The organism is Serratia sp. CY82433 (genome assembly GCF_052166535.1).
Taxonomy (GTDB): domain Bacteria; phylum Pseudomonadota; class Gammaproteobacteria; order Enterobacterales; family Enterobacteriaceae; genus Serratia; species Serratia sarumanii.
This window is the reverse complement of record NZ_JBJNOR010000006.1, coordinates 66,375-83,852: the sequence shown is the minus strand read 5'-3', so window position 1 is coordinate 83,852 and position 17,478 is coordinate 66,375. Positions and strand designations below refer to the sequence as shown.

General features: G+C 62.5%; 13 protein-coding genes. 12 read left to right on the top strand and 1 reads right to left on the bottom strand.

Features of this window, described 5'->3' with window-relative positions; all coding sequences use genetic code 11:
* The first annotated feature begins 965 nt into the window (after positions 1-965).
* The 9 genes from ACJ8PI_RS21265 to pdxR all read left to right on the top strand — a co-directional run bounded on the left by ACJ8PI_RS21265 (position 966) and on the right by pdxR (position 9,887).
* Positions 966-1,502 carry a fimbrial protein gene (locus tag ACJ8PI_RS21265; protein WP_033636355.1) on the top strand — a complete coding sequence of 179 codons (537 nt, stop codon included), beginning with the start codon at positions 966-968 and terminating at the stop codon, positions 1,500-1,502.
* A gap of 88 nt (positions 1,503-1,590) precedes the next feature.
* Entirely contained in the window at positions 1,591-2,142 is a 552-nt protein-coding gene (locus tag ACJ8PI_RS21260; RefSeq protein WP_049195622.1) for a fimbrial protein, read from the top strand.
* Positions 2,143-2,221: 79 nt separating this feature from the next.
* Positions 2,222-4,723, top strand: coding sequence for a fimbria/pilus outer membrane usher protein (locus ACJ8PI_RS21255; RefSeq protein ID WP_048322013.1), 2,502 nt, complete (start codon positions 2,222-2,224; stop codon positions 4,721-4,723).
* Positions 4,724-4,753: 30 nt separating this feature from the next.
* Positions 4,754-5,497: a fimbrial biogenesis chaperone gene (locus ACJ8PI_RS21250; protein WP_033654467.1), complete on the top strand. Its 744-nt coding sequence runs from the start codon at positions 4,754-4,756 to the stop codon at positions 5,495-5,497.
* Between the two features lie 11 nt (positions 5,498-5,508).
* Complete coding sequence (locus ACJ8PI_RS21245) at positions 5,509-6,120, top strand: fimbrial protein (RefSeq protein ID WP_164134875.1); 612 nt, start codon at positions 5,509-5,511, stop codon at positions 6,118-6,120.
* A complete protein-coding gene (locus ACJ8PI_RS21240) occupies positions 6,098-7,042 on the top strand; it encodes a fimbrial protein (protein ID WP_041037081.1) in 945 nt (314 codons plus the stop codon). Before ACJ8PI_RS21245 ends, ACJ8PI_RS21240 begins: the two co-directional genes overlap by 23 nt.
* 11 nt (positions 7,043-7,053) lie before the next feature.
* Entirely contained in the window at positions 7,054-7,581 is a 528-nt protein-coding gene (locus tag ACJ8PI_RS21235; RefSeq protein WP_033638613.1) for a fimbrial protein, read from the top strand.
* Positions 7,582-7,690: 109 nt separating this feature from the next.
* On the top strand, positions 7,691-8,314 hold the full coding sequence (locus ACJ8PI_RS21230) for a helix-turn-helix transcriptional regulator (RefSeq protein ID WP_033649366.1): 624 nt from the start codon (positions 7,691-7,693) through the stop codon (positions 8,312-8,314).
* Between the two features lie 79 nt (positions 8,315-8,393).
* Positions 8,394-9,887: a MocR-like pyridoxine biosynthesis transcription factor PdxR gene (pdxR, locus tag ACJ8PI_RS21225; RefSeq protein WP_049213705.1), complete on the top strand. Its 1,494-nt coding sequence runs from the start codon at positions 8,394-8,396 to the stop codon at positions 9,885-9,887.
* On the opposite strand, the gene ACJ8PI_RS21220 is transcribed toward pdxR, so the two are convergent.
* Positions 9,884-10,801, bottom strand: a complete 918-nt coding sequence (locus ACJ8PI_RS21220; RefSeq protein WP_049213707.1) for a DMT family transporter — start codon at positions 10,799-10,801, stop codon at positions 9,884-9,886. The genes pdxR and ACJ8PI_RS21220 overlap by 4 nt on opposite strands.
* A 283-nt stretch (positions 10,802-11,084) precedes the next feature.
* On the opposite strand from ACJ8PI_RS21220, the gene ACJ8PI_RS21215 reads away from it, so the two are divergent.
* Genes ACJ8PI_RS21215 through ACJ8PI_RS21205 form a run of 3 tightly spaced genes read left to right on the top strand, consistent with a single transcriptional unit; the run spans position 11,085 to position 17,445 of the window.
* A complete protein-coding gene (locus ACJ8PI_RS21215) occupies positions 11,085-12,323 on the top strand; it encodes an SrfA family protein (RefSeq protein WP_164098105.1) in 1,239 nt (412 codons plus the stop codon).
* Positions 12,323-15,268, top strand: coding sequence for a virulence factor SrfB (locus tag ACJ8PI_RS21210; protein ID WP_033654509.1), 2,946 nt, complete (start codon positions 12,323-12,325; stop codon positions 15,266-15,268). Before ACJ8PI_RS21215 ends, ACJ8PI_RS21210 begins: the two co-directional genes overlap by 1 nt.
* Positions 15,265-17,445, top strand: coding sequence for a virulence factor SrfC family protein (locus tag ACJ8PI_RS21205; protein WP_033649374.1), 2,181 nt, complete (start codon positions 15,265-15,267; stop codon positions 17,443-17,445). Before ACJ8PI_RS21210 ends, ACJ8PI_RS21205 begins: the two co-directional genes overlap by 4 nt.
* The last annotated feature ends 33 nt before the right edge of the window (positions 17,446-17,478 follow it).

The window sequence follows — 17,478 nt, the reverse complement described above, 5'->3', positions numbered from 1 at the left end:
ATTAATGAATCCAACCTTTGCCGATAAAATGTCATGCATTATTCCTCGGATTTTTCACTAGGATTTTTCTGTGCAATTTTTTTCATGGTTATCATGATATGAAGATGTTTAAACAATCCCATAACGAACCGCGAATACATAATTACCAACATTGTCAACGCATGCGCCTTACATCTGCTAAATGCATTAATCGCAGTAATCATTCCATCGTTCATCCTTTGATTATCACTTAGGTCATTATTATGTAATGCCTACGGCATCACCTGCCCTTTTCTGGTTAATCACAATGGGTTAAATAACATAAGCGCGTCCAAAAAATAGCATCTGATAAGAATAATCTTCCCACTGCCTTGTTGTTATTTTTTTGTTAACGACTCTTCGACAAACCATCGACAACCCGGGAATAGGCGGTGGAACACCATAGGGACAACTAACCACACAAAATCATACAAAACAAATGCTTATGTTTTTCATTTTGTTTCATAAAGAAAATTCTTCAATGTTCGTCAAAGCGTAATATTAGCAAAGCGATATTGCGCATTGTAGGGCAACCGCTATTACAGTCGATCTAATATCTCGCATAACCTTATTTATGCAGTCATTTATTCTGGATAATATTTACATACGATCTATTGGTTTTTGATCTTATATTTAACTTTTTCCTTTTGGTTTTATATTCTGAATTTGAGTTATTTCAACAAAATCTATTTCCAAGCAATGCTATTGTTTGCAAGAATATTCCCAGCAAAACGCCATACCGATATTCGGGTTTTAAAATCAAATAAAACCGACCAAACATCACATAACCATTTCGTTATTAAAAGCAAATAACGAAAAGTGTGCGTATTGCCCAAAGCAAAAGGATCTGGCTCCCATCGCAGTGCGGCTAACAGGGCGTTGCTGCTCTGCGGGGATTTAGGTGTGCTTTTCTTTTTATTTAAATACTCTCTACAGGAACCTGAGAAATGAAACTGAATAAATTAATGCTGGCGACCGCCATTGCTTTTTCTACCGCCTCCGTTGCACATGCGGCGCCGACCCCGAACCAGGGCAGCGGCACCGTGACCTTTAGCGGTGAAATTATCGATGCGCCTTGCAGCATCACGCCGGACTCCGTCGATCAAACCGTCCCGATGGGCCAGATCAGCAGCCGCATCCTGGCCAAAGAAGGCAAATCCAGCGCCGAACCCTTCAGCATTGAGCTGAAAGACTGCGCGCTCAACACCATGAAAAACGTCAAGGTGACCTTCACCGGCACGCCGGATGCCGTCAACAGCAAATTGCTGGCGCTGAGCGGTTCCGCCAGCGGCGCGGGCATCGTGATTTACGACCAGCTGCACGCCAAGGAAGTTGAGCTGGGCACCGCAACGGACGGCCAGGGCCTGAACGAAGGCAACAACGCCCTGAAATTCGCCGCATACCTGCAAGGTAACAGCGCTTCCGGCGCCGTCGTGCCGGGCCAGTTCACCAGCGTGGCGAACTTTACCCTGGCTTATCAGTAAGCCTCGTTGGGGATGCCGGCGCGGGCATCCCCATGCTTAACGACGCCGGCTCCGGCAAAGGAACCGATCTCGACAGGGAGAAGCCAGCATGAACATCCATTGGCGAGGCGCATTGCTGATCGCGCTCAGCATCGGCAGCGCTAGCGCCACGGCGAAAACTCAGGGCCACGGCAAAGTCAGCCTGGGCGGCGAAATCGTCGAAACGCCGTGCAACATCGCCGGCGACAGTTTGGATCAAACCGTTGATTTCGGGCTGGTTTCAATGAGCGACGCCGGGCGAGATGCCCAGCCGAGCCTCATCGGCAGCCGCCGCCACTTCGCCATCAGGTTGGTGAACTGCGAACTGGCCAGCCAGATAAAGCCCGATTTTATTTATCGCGCGGCCAACCTCACCTTCAGCGGCATCGCGGATAGCCAAGATCCGCAATGGCTCGCCGTCCATGGCGAGGCGCGCGGCATGGCTATCGAGTTGCTGACCGACGCCGGCACCCCGATCCCGCTCGGCAGCACGACGGCGGATTATCTGATCGTTGCTGGCGATAACACGCTGCGCTTTGGCGCCCAGCTGCGCATTCACCCCGACAGGGCACGGGCGGGCGGTTTCAGCTCATTGGCCAAATTCACCCTGTCTTATCTGTAGCCGGTTTTCGTTAGGAACGCTGTACAGCATTACGTATTCAGGTCTTACGGGATGACCTGCTATTAGGCGCGGATTTGCCATGAGTGATCATTCTATGACGTCTTTACTGACAATAAAAAAAACGCCCATCATCGTCATTCTCTCTGTTCTCTGGGCAAAACCGGTCTTTTCCGCCACGGAATTCAATACCGACGTGTTGGATATTGGCGAACGCAGCAAAGTGGACTTATCCCGCTTTTCTGACGCCGATTACGTCATGCCGGGCACCTATCTGCTGGATATCAAAATCAACCAGAAAACGCTGCCCCAGCGCAGCATTCAGTATTTCCCGTCGCCGGATAACAAGAGCGGCAGCCAGGTGTGCCTGCCGCCTGACCTGGTGGAAAAAATGGCGCTGAAAGAAGAAGCGGCCAAAAAAGTCACCCTGTGGCGCGACAACCAGTGTGCCGACATTCGCGGCATCAAAGGCGCAGCGGTTTCCGATCGCATCAGCGGCGGCGTGCTGGCGATCACCATTCCGCAGGCCTGGATGAAATACTCCGATCCCGACTGGACGCCGCCCGAGCAGTGGGACGATGGCATCCCCGGCGTGCTGCTGGATTACAATCTCAGCGGCCAAATCGGTAAACAGCACCACGACAATGGCACCGCCGAAAGCCTCAGCAGCTACGGTACGTTGGGCGCCAACCTGGGCGCCTGGCGCCTGCGCGCCGATTATCAGACCGATTTCAACCAACAATACGGCCGACGCGACAGCAATTTCGACTGGAATCAGATCTACGCATACCGCGCGCTGCCGATGCAGGCCGCCAGGCTGACGCTGGGTGAAACCTACCTGAATTCGCCGGTGTTCGACGCCTACCGTTTTACCGGCCTCAACCTCGCCAGCGACGAGCGCATGCTGCCGCCCAACCTGCAGGGTTACGCGCCTGAAGTACGCGGCATCGCCAAAAGCAACGCGCGGATCACCGTCTCTCAGGAAGGCCGCACGCTGTATCAAACCACGGTGCCCGCCGGGCCGTTCGCCATTCAGGATCTCAGCAGCTCGGTACGCGGCAAACTGGATGTGAAAGTGGAAGAACAAGACGGCAGTGTTTCCACTTTTCAGGTAGATACCGCCAGCATTCCTTATCTGACCCGCCCCGGCTACGTGCGCTATAACGTGGCGCTGGGCAAGCCGTCTGCCTACGATCACCGCACGCAAGGGCCGGTGTTCTCCGCCGGCGATTTCTCCTGGGGCTTGAGCAACGCCTGGTCGCTGTACGGCGGCGCGCTGCTCGGCGGCGATTACAACGCCTGGGCTCTCGGCCTGGGGCGCGACCTGAACCTGTTCGGCGCCCTGTCGGTGGACGCCACGCAGTCGATCGCGCGCCTGCCCGATGAACCCAGCGCCAAAGGCATGTCATTCAAGGTCAACTACGCCAAACGTTTCGACGAGCTCAACGGCCAAATCACCTTTGCCGGCTACCGCTTTTCGCAGCGCAAATTTATGACCATGTCGCAGTACCTGCAGGCGCGCTACGGCGACATTGACGATCGCTACAGCGGCCGACAAAAAGAGTTGTATACCGTCACCGCCAGCAAAACCTTTATGGCGGAGGACAGCGCTCAGGCGATCACCGCTTATCTGACCTACTCACACCAGACTTACTGGGACGCAGGCGCGCAAAACCGCTACGGCATGTCGACCAGCAAGCTGTTCGACTTCGGCGGGATCAGCAACATCACCGCCTCGTTGGCGGCCTATCGCACTCACTATCGGGGCCGCACCGACGATAGCGCGATGCTCAATTTCACCGTGCCTATCGGCGAGCACAACCGTCTGGGCTACGCGCTGCAGGTCAATAACCGCGACGTGACCCAAACGGCGACCTACACCGACAACAGCGACATCAACAATACCTGGCAGGTCGGCAGCGGCGTCACCCAGTCCGGCAAACCGACGGCGAGCGGTTACTACACCCATAACGCGTCGTTCGGCACGCTCAACGCCAACGCGTCTTATCAGCAGGGCAGTTACTCCTCGATAGGCGGAACTTTCCGCGGCGGCCTGACCGCTACCCGGCACGGCGTCGCCGCGCACCAGAACGCCGGCAACGGCGGCAGCCGCATGATGCTGGATACCAACGGCGTCGCCGGCGTGCCGATCAACAACGGCCGCGCTTACAGCAACCGCTTCGGATTGGCGGTGATCTCGGACATCACCAGCTACTACAACACCGATACGCGCATCGACGTCAACAAGCTGGCGGACGACGTTGAAGCCACGCGCGCGGTGGTGCAAGGCACGCTGACGGAAGGCGCCATCGGTTATCGCCACTTCGAGGTGGTGAAAGGCAGCAAGCTGTTAGCCACCATCAAACTGGCGGACGGCAGCGAACCGCCGTTCGGCGCCACGGTGCTGAGTGCAACCGGACGGGAGATCGCGGTGGTGAACGACGGCGGCTCGGTGTATCTGACCGGCGTCCAACCGGAAGAGCGGTTGGACGTCGCCTGGGAAGGCCGCCGTCAGTGCCGCATCGCCATCCCAGGCGCCGCCAAACCGCTGGACCGGCTGCTGTTGCCGTGCACCAAACCGTAATCCGCAACACATTGAGAGTAGACGCATAACATGAACAAACATTCGATAGCAGTAACCGCGGGCAGCCTGGCGTTGATGACGCTGGCTTCGACGGCCGACGCGGCGATCGCGTTGGATCGCACGCGCGCCATCTATGTGAGCGACGCCAAATCGATCAGCCTTAACATAACCAATGAGAACAAAGAGTTGCCTTTCCTTGCTCAGGCCTGGATCGAGAATGCGCAACATCAAAAGATCGTTTCGCCGCTGGTGGTATTGCCGCCGTTGCAACGGGTGGAAGCCGGAGAACGCAGCGTCGTGCGCATTACCAAAACGCCGGAAGCCGAGCTATTGCCGCAAGATCGCGAATCGGTGTTTTATTTCAATTTGCGCGAAATTCCGCCCAAAAGCAGTAAAGCCAACGTGATGCAGCTGGCGCTGCAAACGCAGATCAAACTGTTCTTCCGCCCGAAGGCCATCGTCGCGCCGCAGGGTGAGATATGGCAAGAACAGCTGGTGTTCCACAAAACCGCCGACGGTTTCACCATCGAAAATCCGACGCCGTTCCACATCACGCTGACCGGCATCGCCCGTCAGACGCAAAAACAAGGCGGTGGCGCGATCGGCGATTTTCAGCCGGTGATGCTGTCCCCCAAATCCAGCGAAAAAGTGCGTTTGCGCGACCATGGGTTCGACGCCTTCGTCGTCACCTATATCAATGATTTCGGCGGCCACCCCGAGCTGCGCTTCACCTGCAGCGCTAGCCTCTGCACCGCCGCACCCGGAAAAAAATAAGGAGATACGGCATGGCTGACTTCACCGGCCGCCTGCGGCCTCTGCTGATCGGCGCCTTGCTGCTCGGCAACGGCGCCGCGATGGCCTCTCCGCCGGGAGAGGTTCAGGGCACCAGCGGCACCGTCGGTTTTCAGGGCGCTCTGCTGAGCTCTCCCTGCAGCCTGGCGCCGGACAGCCGCGATCAGTCGGTCGATCTCGGTGAGATCGGCACGCTCGCCTTCCGGCGTGTCGGCGATCAAAGCGCGCCGGTACGTTTTCGTCTCGCCTTTACCCATTGCCTGCTGGGCGCGCGGGCGCTGGCGGACAATCCGGCCGGCATGCGCAATGGCGATGCCGGCCTGCTCTACCTGCGGGGGGAGCAGGCCGCCACGCTGGTGTTCCTCGGTGAAAGCGATCCCGACAATCCGCAGTTGCTGAAGCTGCACGGCGGCGTACAAGGCGTTGGCCTGCGGCTGAAAGATCAACGGGGCCGTGCATTGCCCCTCAACCAACCCGGCGCCCCCTATGTCTTGCAGCCGGGCGGCAATACGTTGTGGTTCAGCGCTCAATTGGAATCAACCCGTCCGTTCATCGAAGCAAACCAATTCAAAGGAGTGGTGCATGTCCAGTTGGTCTATTTATAAACGCCTGACGTTGCTGGGTTGCCTGGCGACGCCATTCGGCGCTCAGGCGCTGGAATGCCACCTGAATACCGAGAACGGCATTACCGAAGAGAGTGAGGATATCGGCCGGTTGACCATACCGGCCACCTTACCGGTCGGCAGCCGGCTTTGGACCTCTAAACCGATGAGCCGCGACGTTATGTGCTGGGCGCACGCCAGCAAACCCAAGGGGGAATGGGTTTACTTCTATCCCAATCCGGACAACCGGCAGTTCGCCGCCGGCATCGCCATGGGGGTGATTTATAACGGCCGGGATCTCGGCTTGATCAACTCCCGAGTACAAACCGATATGTTTCGTACCCCCAAGCAACGGGAGCTCGGTCATGTCAACTATCAGGTTTATTTGCAAAAAACCGGAGAAATCACCGAAGGGGGCGCCAGTCAGATCGCCGTTTTTCAGCTCGATGGCGTAGGCGGCATCAACGTCCACCCGGGAAAAAATTACCGTTTCACCCTTACCGGGCTGGATAAAATCAAGGTGATCCAGTGCGCCGCTTCGGTGGAGCTTTCAACCCCGGAAGGCGTTGATTTCGGTGAGATCCCGACCTGGAAACCCAATGCGGGCACCGTAGCGAGCAAGGATTTCAGCATCTTGATCCGCAAAAACGGCTGCAGCGACAGCTTCGCGCTGGAGGCCAATTTCATGGTGAAAAACGGCACGCTGACCGACGCTACCGGCTTGAATATGGACAATGGTTCAACCTTGCGCATCCACGATAATTCCAACCCCAAATGGATTAAATACAATCAGTTCGACAGCTTTGCCGACATGAGTGGCCGCGATCAGGTGCAAAAATCCTACAGCGCCTCATTGCAGGCCAGCGGGGAAGGACAGGAAGGCAATTTCCGCAAGACCGTAATCTTGCTGATTAATTATATTTAATGGTGGTGATGATGAAGAGCTATCGGACAATCACCGCTCTGTGCGGCATCGGTTTTCTATTTTCCTCCGCAGTCGCGGCGGAAAATAAGGAAATAGACTTTTTCGGCTCCGTGGTAAGCAGACCCTGCAATATCGACCCGCAGTCTCTTCACCAGACCGTCGAGATGGATACGGTGTTGATCAAAACCTTGTACCGCTACGGCCATACCAACCCCGTGTCATTTTCCATTCGCTTAACCGACTGTAAAACCGCCGTTTTCAAATCGGTCACCGCCACCTTTACCGGCACCGAAGATGCCGAACTGCCGGGCAAGCTGGCGATCAACAATGGCGCCAACGGCGCCGCCATCGCGCTGTTCGACGGTGCTGGCAAAGCGATTGACCTGGGCACACCGGCCGATGCGGTGACATTGCAAGACGGCCCCAACGCCCTGAGGTTCAGCGCCTATGTCCAGGCCCGGCCGAGCGCGATGAAAGATAAAAGCCTTACCGAAGGCGAATTCAGTTCCGTCGCCAATTTTGTGCTGGCGTACCAATAAGCCCCGCACCGCCTCAGGGAAATCAGGAAAACGACCGGCGCGCAAACGCCGGCGATTGGCCGTCACCGTTCGCTCCGGCGCGGCGCCGCGGCCTTTTAAGGAGCCACCCATGCCAGATATTCGCTTCACGCTGTTCGACAGCGATAACTTCTACCAGCAGGGGCTGCGTCTGCTGCTGCAGGACTATCTGCACTCCCTGAACGAATGCCAACGCCTGTATCCGCAGTTCTCGCCGCTGGCGCTGCAGGCGTTGGATAACATCGAAATCGTGTTCCGCACGCCGGAAGAGCGCTGGGGCTGCGCCTGCTGCTACCGGAGCCCCTACGGCATCCCGCGCCAGCGGCAGCTGACCTTGCTGATCCTCGACGACACGGCTCAGCAACAGGTGAAAAACCTGTCTCCGCTGTTCAGCATCCACCGGCGCGACTCGGTTTACGCCATTCGCCTCAAGCTGCAGATGGCGCTGGAAAAATTCATTCAGCAGCCGTGGATGGCGCTGCACGCCGCCGACATATGGAAATGCCAGGCCTGCCGCCTCGCCGCGCTGAGCCACTGTGAGAAAAAGGTGCTGGGCCTGATGAGCAGCGGCATGTCCGCCTGTAGCATCGCCGGCCTGCTGCAGCGCAGCCAGAAAACCATCAGCGCCCACAAACGTTCGGCGATGCGCAAGCTGAACGTGCGCAAAAACAGCGAGTTGAATCGGGTGCTGCTGAATCAGCGGGAGCTGAACTGAACGACAACAGGCTCGCGAGTGACGCCAAAGTGGTTTACTCTGAATACTCATTTTCGCACTGCAAAGCGAGCCGGAATGCATGCCCAGAACAGCCAAAGCCGTTGACGTCCCCGCCCTCGGCGAGCTCGATCGTCAGGCGGGTCAACTTAGCCACCAGCTGGCGCAGGCCCTGCGCCAGGCCATCCACCGGGGCGATCTGAAAGCGGGCGACCTGCTGCCCTCGACGCGCCGGCTGTCGGCGGCGCTGAATCTGGCGCGCGGCACGGTATTGGAGGCGTTCGCTCAGCTAACGGCGGAAGGTTTTCTCGAGCCGCAGCCCGGCTCCGGCACCCGGGTCGCCCACTATCAGGCGTCGCGCCGCACGCCGCACGCCACGGTGCAGGCCGCTCCGTCCACAGCCGTGCCGCTTTCCGCACAGGCGCAGCATCTGGCGCGCTTTGCCGCCCAGGCGCGGGCGTTGCCGCCGGTGCCGTTCACCGTCTCGGTGCCGATCGGCGATACCGCGCCCGACGATATCTGGCGGCGGCTCGGCAACCGCATCCGGGCGCGCGGCCCCGGCGCCCCGTCAGGCTACGGCGATCCGCTGGGCGCGTTGCCGCTGCGCGAAGCCATCTGCGACTATGTGCGCCGTTCCCGCTCGGTAAACTGCACGCCGCAGCAAATCCTCATCACCTCCGGCACGCAACAAGGGCTCTATTTGGCCGCACAGATCCTTCTGGACGCTGGCGACAGCGCCTGGGTGGAAGACCCCGCCTACGCCGGCATCACCGCCATTTTCGACAGCCTGTTTCGCGATCGGCGCATGATTAGGGTGCCCGTCGCCGCCGACGGCATCGACGTCGCCGCCGGTATCCGCCTGGCCGCCGACGCCCGCGCCGCCTTTGTCACGCCGTCCCATCAATATCCGCTGGGCATGCCGATGAGCATGGCGAAAAGAAGCGCCCTGTTGGGCTGGGCCAAAGAGCGGCAGGCCTGGATCGTGGAAGACGACTACGACAGCGAGATGCGCTACGCCGGCCACCCGTTCCCTTCGCTGCAGGGGCTGGCGCCCGAGCGAACGCTCTATCTCGGCACCTTCAGCAAGGTGCTGTTCCCTTCGCTGCGGCTGGGTTACGCCATCGTGCCGCCACCGCTGGTCGACGCCTTTTGCGGCGCCAGGATCCTGATGGATCGCCATCCGCCCAGCGCGGATCAACACGTGCTGGCCGCCTTTATCGCTGAAGGGTATCTCGACCGGCATATCCGCAAAATGCGCGGCGTCTACGCCGAGAAACGCCGGGTGCTGATCGAGGCGATCAACACGCACATCCCCGCCGATTTGGCGATAGTGCAGCCCTGCGATCAGGGCATGCACATGGTGCTGTGGCTGAGGAAAGATCTCGATGACGTGCGGGTCGCCCAATGCGCCAACGAAGCCGGATTGGCGCTGCGGGCGGTGTCGCCGATGTATGCGCCCGGCCACGGTGAGCCGGGTCTGGTGCTGGGATTGGGCGGTTACGCCGACCGCCAGGTGCAACAGGCGGTGGAACGGCTCGGACAGGTGATCCTGGCCTGCGCCGGCAGCGGCGCCTAGCGGGAAAAGCGCTTGGCACCGAACACGCAAACCACCACGCCGGCCATCACGGCGATCATCATCGGCTGGACGGTTTCCTGCAGCAGCCAGCACGCCAGCGCCAGGCCAAAGAACGGCTGCAGCAGCTGCAACTGCCCGACGGCGGCGATGCCGCCCTGCGCCAAGCCGCGATACCAGAAAATAAACCCAATCCACATGCTGAACACCGAGACGTAAACCAGCGACAGCCAGGCGGCGCCGCTGACGGCAGGCCAACCGGCCGGCGCCGCCAGCCAGGTGGCCGCCAGCGTCAACGGCAACGCCGCCACCAGCGCCCAGGAGATCACCTGCCAGCCGCCGATCCGGCGCGACAGCACCGCCCCTTCGGCATAACCCAGGCCGCACAGCAGCACCGCACCGATCATCAGCGCATCCCCCTGCCAGGCTCCGCCGCTCCCCTGGCTTAGCGCGAAAGCGCCCACCAGCACGGCGCCGACGCCTGAAAAAGCCCAAAAAGCGGGCTTGGGCCGCTCTCCGCCGCGCAAAACGCCAAAACCGGCGGTCGCCAACGGCAGCAGGCCGATATACACCAGCGAATGCGCCGAGGTGGTGTGCTGCAGCGCCAGCGCCGTCAGCAGCGGAAAACCGATGACCACGCCGAGCGCCACAAACAGCAGCGGCGGCAAATCGGCCCGCGTCGGCCGCGCCTGGCGGGTGATCAGCAGCGCACACAGCGCCAGCAAGGCGGCGATCGCCGCCCTGACCGCCGTCAGAAACAGCGGATCGAGCTCCAGCACCGCCACCCGCGTGGCGGGCAGCGAGCCGCTGAAAATAATCATGCCGAGGAAGCCGTTCATCCAGCCCTGGGGCGAATGCCCGGCGGCGGGATGCGCAGGGGGAACAACGAGAGTTTTTTCAGACTGACTGTCCGTCATGTGAACGCTCCGCACGCCTGAGGCATACCGAAATCGGCAACCCGCGAGGCGATGTCATAGTGAAAGAGAACATCGTTCCCCGGCGTCACTTGCCGGGGCCTGGTTCTATTTTTCAGATAAAGCGGTTCACGGACAGGTCCGGATAGCGAGATTTTCACTGTGCCGGTTCCGCTAACGCCAAAGAAGGGCGTTTTTCGGGCTGTCCTTGGCCGTTTGGCGGCTCTGCCTGCGGGGTATCATGGACTTTTATGCGTTTTTGCAGAACAGGACAAGGTGCGGTGCCGTGGTGAAACCCTTCTTACGCAGTGGCAGTTTGGATGATGTGCTGGCTTTAGGCGAAAACGGGCAACCGATCTACGCCTGCGCGCAGCAGCTGCGGGAAACCCTGCGTCTTCGCCGGCAGCAGCAGGCCGCCGACTGTCTGGCGATCCCCCAGCCGAACGAAAGCGGCACCCGCATCGACTGGTATGCGCCCTTCCCCGGCAAGGTCACCTCCTGGCTGGCGGCGAGCGATGCCCAGCGCGCGCAGGCGGTGCGCCACCTGGAACACTGCCTGACGATCTTCCGCAGCCTGACGGAACAGGCCCAGGCGACCGATCACCCCAGCCATCGCCTGTTCGGTGCGCTGCTGGCCAAAGCGATGCACATGCCCGACCCCAACCACGTTTACCTGGTGGACGATCGGCCGGTGCTGACCTTCTGGGGCTTTATCAAGCCGCAGGCGCAGAGCCCGGACGATCCGCTGGCCTGCCTGCGCCCGCTCGAATCGGAAGTGGAAAAACCGGCGCCGATCGCCGCCGCACCGCGCAAGACGGCCGTTGTCGAACCGGTAAAACCGGCCCCGGCCGCCGAGCCTGAACCGGCGCCCGCCCCGGCAGCGCCTATCGAATCCTCTGCCGTCGTTCGCCCGCGCCAGCGCTACGCTCTCTGGCTGTTGCCCGTACTGTTGCTGGGCAGTGCGGCGCTGGCCGCCTGGCTGCACCGCTCGCCGCCGCCGCAACCGGCGATGCCGGCGGAGGTCCAGCATCCGGCGCCGCCGGAAAAAACCGCCGCGCCGTTGCCCAAGCTGCGCTTACCGCTGGCGCACGCGACGCTGATGCCGCCGCCCCCGGCGCCGGTCATCCCGCCGCCGCTGGACAAACATGCGCTGGTGCTGCCGCCCGAGGCGGTGAAGGCCGGCTCCACCCGTTTCCTTAATGGCAAATGGCGCGCCACGGTGGCGCTGAAAGACCCGATTACCGGCAAGCGGCCCAGCCTGCAATATCGTCTGAACGGCGGTAAAGGCATCGCCGTCATCGCCTACGGCGACGGCGTCAGCTGCCGGGTGGCGGTCGAAGCCGGGCTGATGCAGTCCGGCAATCTGGTGATCAACAGCCGCACCAAGGCGCGCTGCAGCGACGGCAGCCGCTACCAGATCCCGGAGATCGTCTGCCGCCAGGGCGACACCGGCGCGGCGGAGTGCACCGGCCGCTACGATGCGGACACCACCTATCCCATGACGTTCAAGCGCGAGAGTAAATGATGCTGGCACCCCTTACGGACTACAAACACGGCATTACGCTGATTCAGGACAGCGGCATTCAGTTTCTGGACTTTGCCCTGACGCCGCTGCTGGACGCCGAGTTTCCCGGCAAATTCGTGCGCAAGACCGCCAGCGGCCCGCTGCTGCGCCTGCAATGGGAGGCCGAGAGCGGCAAATACCAGCTGCCGGCCGTGGGCGACCAGGCCGCCGAAGTGGTGCGGCCGGAGTTCAGCTATCCGCTGCAGCAGTCGCTGCACCTGCTGGATAAGCTCTGGTTGCCGCTGCCCTGCTTGCGCCACACCCCGGCGGGCCTGTTCTTGTCGGGCCCGGACAACTGGGCGCGCCTGCAGGTGGTGCAGTTGGATGAACCGGATCAGGACGGCAACCTGCTGCGCGTGGTGCTGGCCTTCGACACCCGCGCCGCGGCGCCCGGCCAGGAGGCGCTGGCGCCGGGCGAAAGCGATCTCGGCACCGATCTCCGTTTCGCGCTGGCGCACCGCAACCACGAGCTGGGCGAGTTCCTCGATCTGACCTGGGTGGACGGCTGGCTGCGCGAGGCGTTCAGCCAGCGCGCCGCCGAGCGGGAGCAGCGTGCCGAAGTGGAGATCAACGCCGGGCTGAAAACCTTCGAGTATCAGGCGCACTACCTCAATCTGTTGCACATGCTTGGCCATCAGCTGGCGGTGCCGCAGATAAAGATGGTGGCGGCGACGCTGCAGCAACCGGCGATCGACGTCGATCTGGTGCTGGACGTCGGCAACTCGCACACCTGCGGCGTGCTGGTCGAGGATCATCCGGAGGAGAGCAACGGCCTGAAGCAAACCTACGAGCTGCAGCTGCGTTCGCTGTCCGAACCGCACCGCGTCTACAACGAACTGTTCGAGAGCCGGGTGGAGTTTTCTCGGGCCGGCTTCGGCAAGCCGCATCTGTCTTTCCAGAGCGGGCGCGACGACGCCTTCCAGTGGCCGTCCATCACCCGCGTCGGCCGCGAAGCCGCGCAGCTGGCGCAGCGGCGAACGGGCCATGAAGGCACTACCGGCATTTCCAGCCCGCGCCGCTACCTGTGGGACGAGGAGCGCTATGCGCCCGGCTGGCGCTTCAACGAGCAGCACGAGCCGATGGCCGCCGCCGCGCCGTTGACCACCCTGATCAACGACGAAGGCGTGCCGCTGTCCGCCCTGCCGACGGCGCAACGGCTGCCGGTGTTCGCCGCCCATTACAGCCGCAGCGCGGTGATGACGCTGATGCTGAGCGAGCTGCTGGCGCAGGCGCTGATGCAGATCAACAGCATCGCCCAGCGCAGCCGCATGCCGAACGCCGCCGCGCCGCGCCGTTTGCGCGCCATCATTCTGACGCTGCCTTCGGCGATGCCGAAACCGGAGCGCGAGATCTTCCGCCGCCGCATGCAGGAGGCGATCGGGCTGGTGTGGAAGGCCCTCGACTGGCACCCGCAGGATGCGCCGTTCGACGGCGCGCACGCCCGCTTCCCGGCGCCGCAGGTGCAGATGGAGTGGGACGAGGCCACCTGCGGCCAGATGGTCTATCTGTACAATGAAACCCAGGTGAACTTCGCCGGCCGCACCGACGCCTTTTTCGCCGCCATGGCCCGGCCCGACCGGCCGCTGGCGCCGGATGAGCAGGCGGGCAAAACGCTGCGCATCGCCTCCATCGACATCGGCGGCGGCACCACCGATCTGGCGATCACGCACTATTCGCTCGACGACGGCGTGGGCAACAACATCAAAATCAACCCGCGCCTGCTGTTCCGCGAGGGCTTTAAAGTCGCCGGCGACGATATCCTGCTGGACGCCATCCAGCAGTTTATCCTGCCCGCCGTGCAGCAGGCGTTCGAAGCCGCCGGCGTAAGCGCCGCCCCGGCGTTGATGGACAGGCTGTTCGGCAACGAAGGGCGTATGGACGGGCTTTCCACCCTGCGCCAGCAGGCCGCGCTGCAGATTTTCATGCCCGCCGGGCGCGCGCTGCTCGGCGCCTATGAAGAATACGACCCGCTGGACAGCCGGGCGGAAATCGCCGCCAGCCTGGGCGATTTGCTGCCGCAGCCGCCGACGCCGCAGGTGCTGGCGTTTATCAACGGCGAGGTGCAGCGCGAAGCCGACAGCGACGCCTTCGAGATTCTGCACACCCCGCTGGTGATCCGCCTGGCCGATCTGCACGCCGCCTTCTTGTCCGATCGCATCGGCATCGGTCGCTGCCTACGCCTGCTGGCCGAGGTGGTGGCGCTGTATACCTGCGACGTGCTGCTGTTGACCGGCCGCCCGGCGCGTTTCCCCGGCGTGCAGGCGCTGCTGCGCCACCTGCAGCCGCTGCCCGCCAGCCGCATTCTGCCGCTCGAGGGCTACCACACCCGCAGCTGGTACCCGTTCAACAAACGCGGCCGCATCGACAACCCGAAATCCACCGCCGCGGTGGGCGCCATGTTGTGCCTGTTAGCGATCGACCTGCGGCTGGAGAGCTTTTACTTCAACGTCGGCGATTTCCAGCCTTACTCCACCATTCGCCACCTGGGCATGCTGGACGGCAACAACATGCTGGCGGACGATAACGTCTATTACCGCGACATCGATCTGGATCGCGCCGACTTCGCGCTCGACCCCGCCGGCAGCTTCCAGCTGCGCGGCCCGCTGCGCCTGGGCTTCCGCCAACTGGACAACGAACGCTGGCCGGCCTCGCCGCTCTATACGCTGACCATCAATGACGCCCAGCTGGCGCGCAAACTGGCCGGCGACGCGGTGATCACCCTGCGGCTGGCCATTACCGCCAGCGCCGAACAGGGCGCGGAAAGCGTCAGGATCGCGCAGGCGTTGCTGGCCGACGGCAGCCCCGTCCCGGCGCACCATCTGCAACTGAAACTCAATACCCTGGCTGCCAGCGCCTCCGGCGCGACCCACTACTGGATAGACAGCGGGAGCATTTACCCACGATGAAAGCTATCACTACCGCCCAATCGGCCCCGAACCACGCACTCAGCGCCGGCATTCTGCAGGCGATCGCCTGGGTGAGCGCCGCGCGCCGGCAGTCCGCCCGTTTGGAACGGGAAGCCGATCGCCTGACGCTGCGCCTGCGCCGTTGCCATAACCGCGCACTGCAATTGGCGAAGGCGCAACCTGAGCAGGTCGCTATCGGCCTGTACGGCCACAACGCCGCCGCCAAGGCCCACCTACTGGCGGCGCTGGCCCCCGGCGCAGAAAGGCTGCACGGCGACGCCGCGCTGGCGGTGCGTTACTGCGCCACCGCGCCGACGCCGTCCACCGAGTATCCTCTCGCCCTCACGCTGCTCGATGAAGCGCAGTGGCTGGCCATCACGCTCGATGCCGCCGCGATGGGCGGCTTCCGGCTGGACTGGGACGCCCGCGCGATCGCCGGCCATCTGCAAGCGTTGGCGCGTCACCGCCAAGCCGTCGCCCTCGACGGCCTCAGCGACAGCGATGTGCTGGCGCTGTGGGATAGCCAACGCCGCCACGGCGACAAGGGGCAACAGACGCTGGACAGGCATTTCTGGCCGCAGGCCGTGGCGCTGGCGCCGCAGCTGAGCATCGACGATCGCGCGCGCCTGTTTGCGCCGCTGTGGGGAGAGGAAACGACGCTGACAGCGCATTATCGCCAGCTGGCGCACACGCTGCATGCCCTCGGTGGCAGCCGACAGGTTCATGCTCCGCACCGCGCCTTACCGCTGCTGACCGCGAGCGCCGCAGCGGAAAACGCCGCGATCGTCGTGATGGCCGAACACGGCGGTGAACGGAAGATCGCGTTGAGCGATCTGACCTGGCTGACCGCCGAAGTCACCACCGTTCTGCCGCAGACGGCGCAGGCGGGCCTGCCCGCCGACGTGGCGCTGGTCGACCTGCCCGGCAGCCGCGCCTGCCCGCAGGCGGAACCGACGCAGCGGCTGCAACAGGCGAAACGCGCCCATTTGCTGACCCGCTGCGCAGACGGCCTGCACGCCAACCTGCTGCTGGTGGCCGATGCCGCCGCCACGCCGCAGGACGCCGCCCGCGTCGGCCAGGCGCTCGCCAACTGGGTCAACCAGACTCAGGGAGAAACCCCGGCGCTGCGCCAGCGCCGCAAACCCGGCCTGATCTGGGCGATCACGCCGTTCGATCAACGCGGGGAAGGCAAAGCGCGCCCCGACGACGCCGTACAGCGCCAGGTCGGCGAGCCCGGCGACAGCTGGGCCACGCTGCTGGCGCTGGATGAACAGGATTGCCGCCGCATGGTAAGTTACCTGGCCACCCAGGCGCGCCCGGCCCAGAAGCAAGCGCGCCTGCTCGAACAGCGCGAAGAGTTGCAGCGTGAGCTGACGGAAAGCCTGCTCGGCAACTGGCTCACCGCCGCCGCTCCGCACGCGGCGCAGCAACGCGGCCAACAGCTGCTGCGCGCGCTGCAGGCGCAGGCCGGCCGCCACGGCGAACTGCTGGAACGGCTGTTGCCGCAGCGCGATACGTTGCGCCAGCTTTATCAGCAACAGCAGCACGCCGCGCCGGCCCCGACGACGACGCCTGTACCGTTCGGGCTCGACATCGATCTGTTCGGCGCGCCGGAAACCCCGGCATCCGGCGAGCCCTCCGCGTCGCCCTTTGCCGCGCGGGTATTCGCGGATTGGATCAACCATCTGCGCAGCCTGCCGGACAGCCGCCGGTTGCTGGAGCTGCTCGGCGTCGAAAAGCCGCATCTGGAACTGCTGGTCGATGCGCTGATCGGCGCCGCCTGTCGCCTGCGGCTCGATGATGAGCTGGAACGCGCGCTGTGCGCCGGGGGCCTGCCGGAACAGAGTGAAGATCGGCAAATCAGCCAGGCGCTGGCGATACTGGGCGACTTCGTCGCCTGGCTCGGCTTCCAGCGGCGCGATGCGGCAACGCGCCCCGAGAGCCGCGTCAACCCCGGCCAGCCGATCTTTACCCCGCCGCCGCAGCCGGCGGTGGACTGGAGCAGCCAGCAGCGGTTAACCCGGCTGGCGCCGACGCCGACCAAAAACACCGCGTTTTATATCTATGACTGGCTGATCGGCCTGCAAACCCTGCTGGCGGAGAATGCGGCGACGGAAAGCGCGCTCGGCGAGGCGCAGCGCGCGGCGTTGGAAGAGATCGTGGCGACTCTGCGATAAGCGGCGGCTCTGGCAGCAATAGGGGGCGAAAAC

Excerpts from the sequence above, each read along its gene's own strand:
- ACJ8PI_RS21250 (WP_033654467.1), top strand. The coding sequence starts at position 4,754 with ATGAACAAACATTCGATAGCAGTAACCGCGGGCAGCCTGGCGTTGATG.
- ACJ8PI_RS21245 (WP_164134875.1), top strand. The coding sequence starts at position 5,509 with ATGGCTGACTTCACCGGCCGCCTGCGGCCTCTGCTGATCGGCGCCTTG.
- ACJ8PI_RS21205 (WP_033649374.1), top strand. The coding sequence starts at position 15,265 with ATGAAAGCTATCACTACCGCCCAATCGGCCCCGAACCACGCACTCAGC.
- pdxR (WP_049213705.1), top strand. The coding sequence starts at position 8,394 with ATGCCCAGAACAGCCAAAGCCGTTGACGTCCCCGCCCTCGGCGAGCTC.
- ACJ8PI_RS21210 (WP_033654509.1), top strand. The coding sequence starts at position 12,323 with ATGCTGGCACCCCTTACGGACTACAAACACGGCATTACGCTGATTCAG.
- ACJ8PI_RS21260 (WP_049195622.1), top strand. The coding sequence starts at position 1,591 with ATGAACATCCATTGGCGAGGCGCATTGCTGATCGCGCTCAGCATCGGC.
- ACJ8PI_RS21230 (WP_033649366.1), top strand. The coding sequence starts at position 7,691 with ATGCCAGATATTCGCTTCACGCTGTTCGACAGCGATAACTTCTACCAG.
- ACJ8PI_RS21240 (WP_041037081.1), top strand. The coding sequence starts at position 6,098 with ATGTCCAGTTGGTCTATTTATAAACGCCTGACGTTGCTGGGTTGCCTG.
- ACJ8PI_RS21220 (WP_049213707.1), bottom strand. The coding sequence starts at position 10,801 with ATGACGGACAGTCAGTCTGAAAAAACTCTCGTTGTTCCCCCTGCGCAT.
- ACJ8PI_RS21265 (WP_033636355.1), top strand. The coding sequence starts at position 966 with ATGAAACTGAATAAATTAATGCTGGCGACCGCCATTGCTTTTTCTACC.
- ACJ8PI_RS21235 (WP_033638613.1), top strand. The coding sequence starts at position 7,054 with ATGAAGAGCTATCGGACAATCACCGCTCTGTGCGGCATCGGTTTTCTA.
- ACJ8PI_RS21255 (WP_048322013.1), top strand. The coding sequence starts at position 2,222 with ATGAGTGATCATTCTATGACGTCTTTACTGACAATAAAAAAAACGCCC.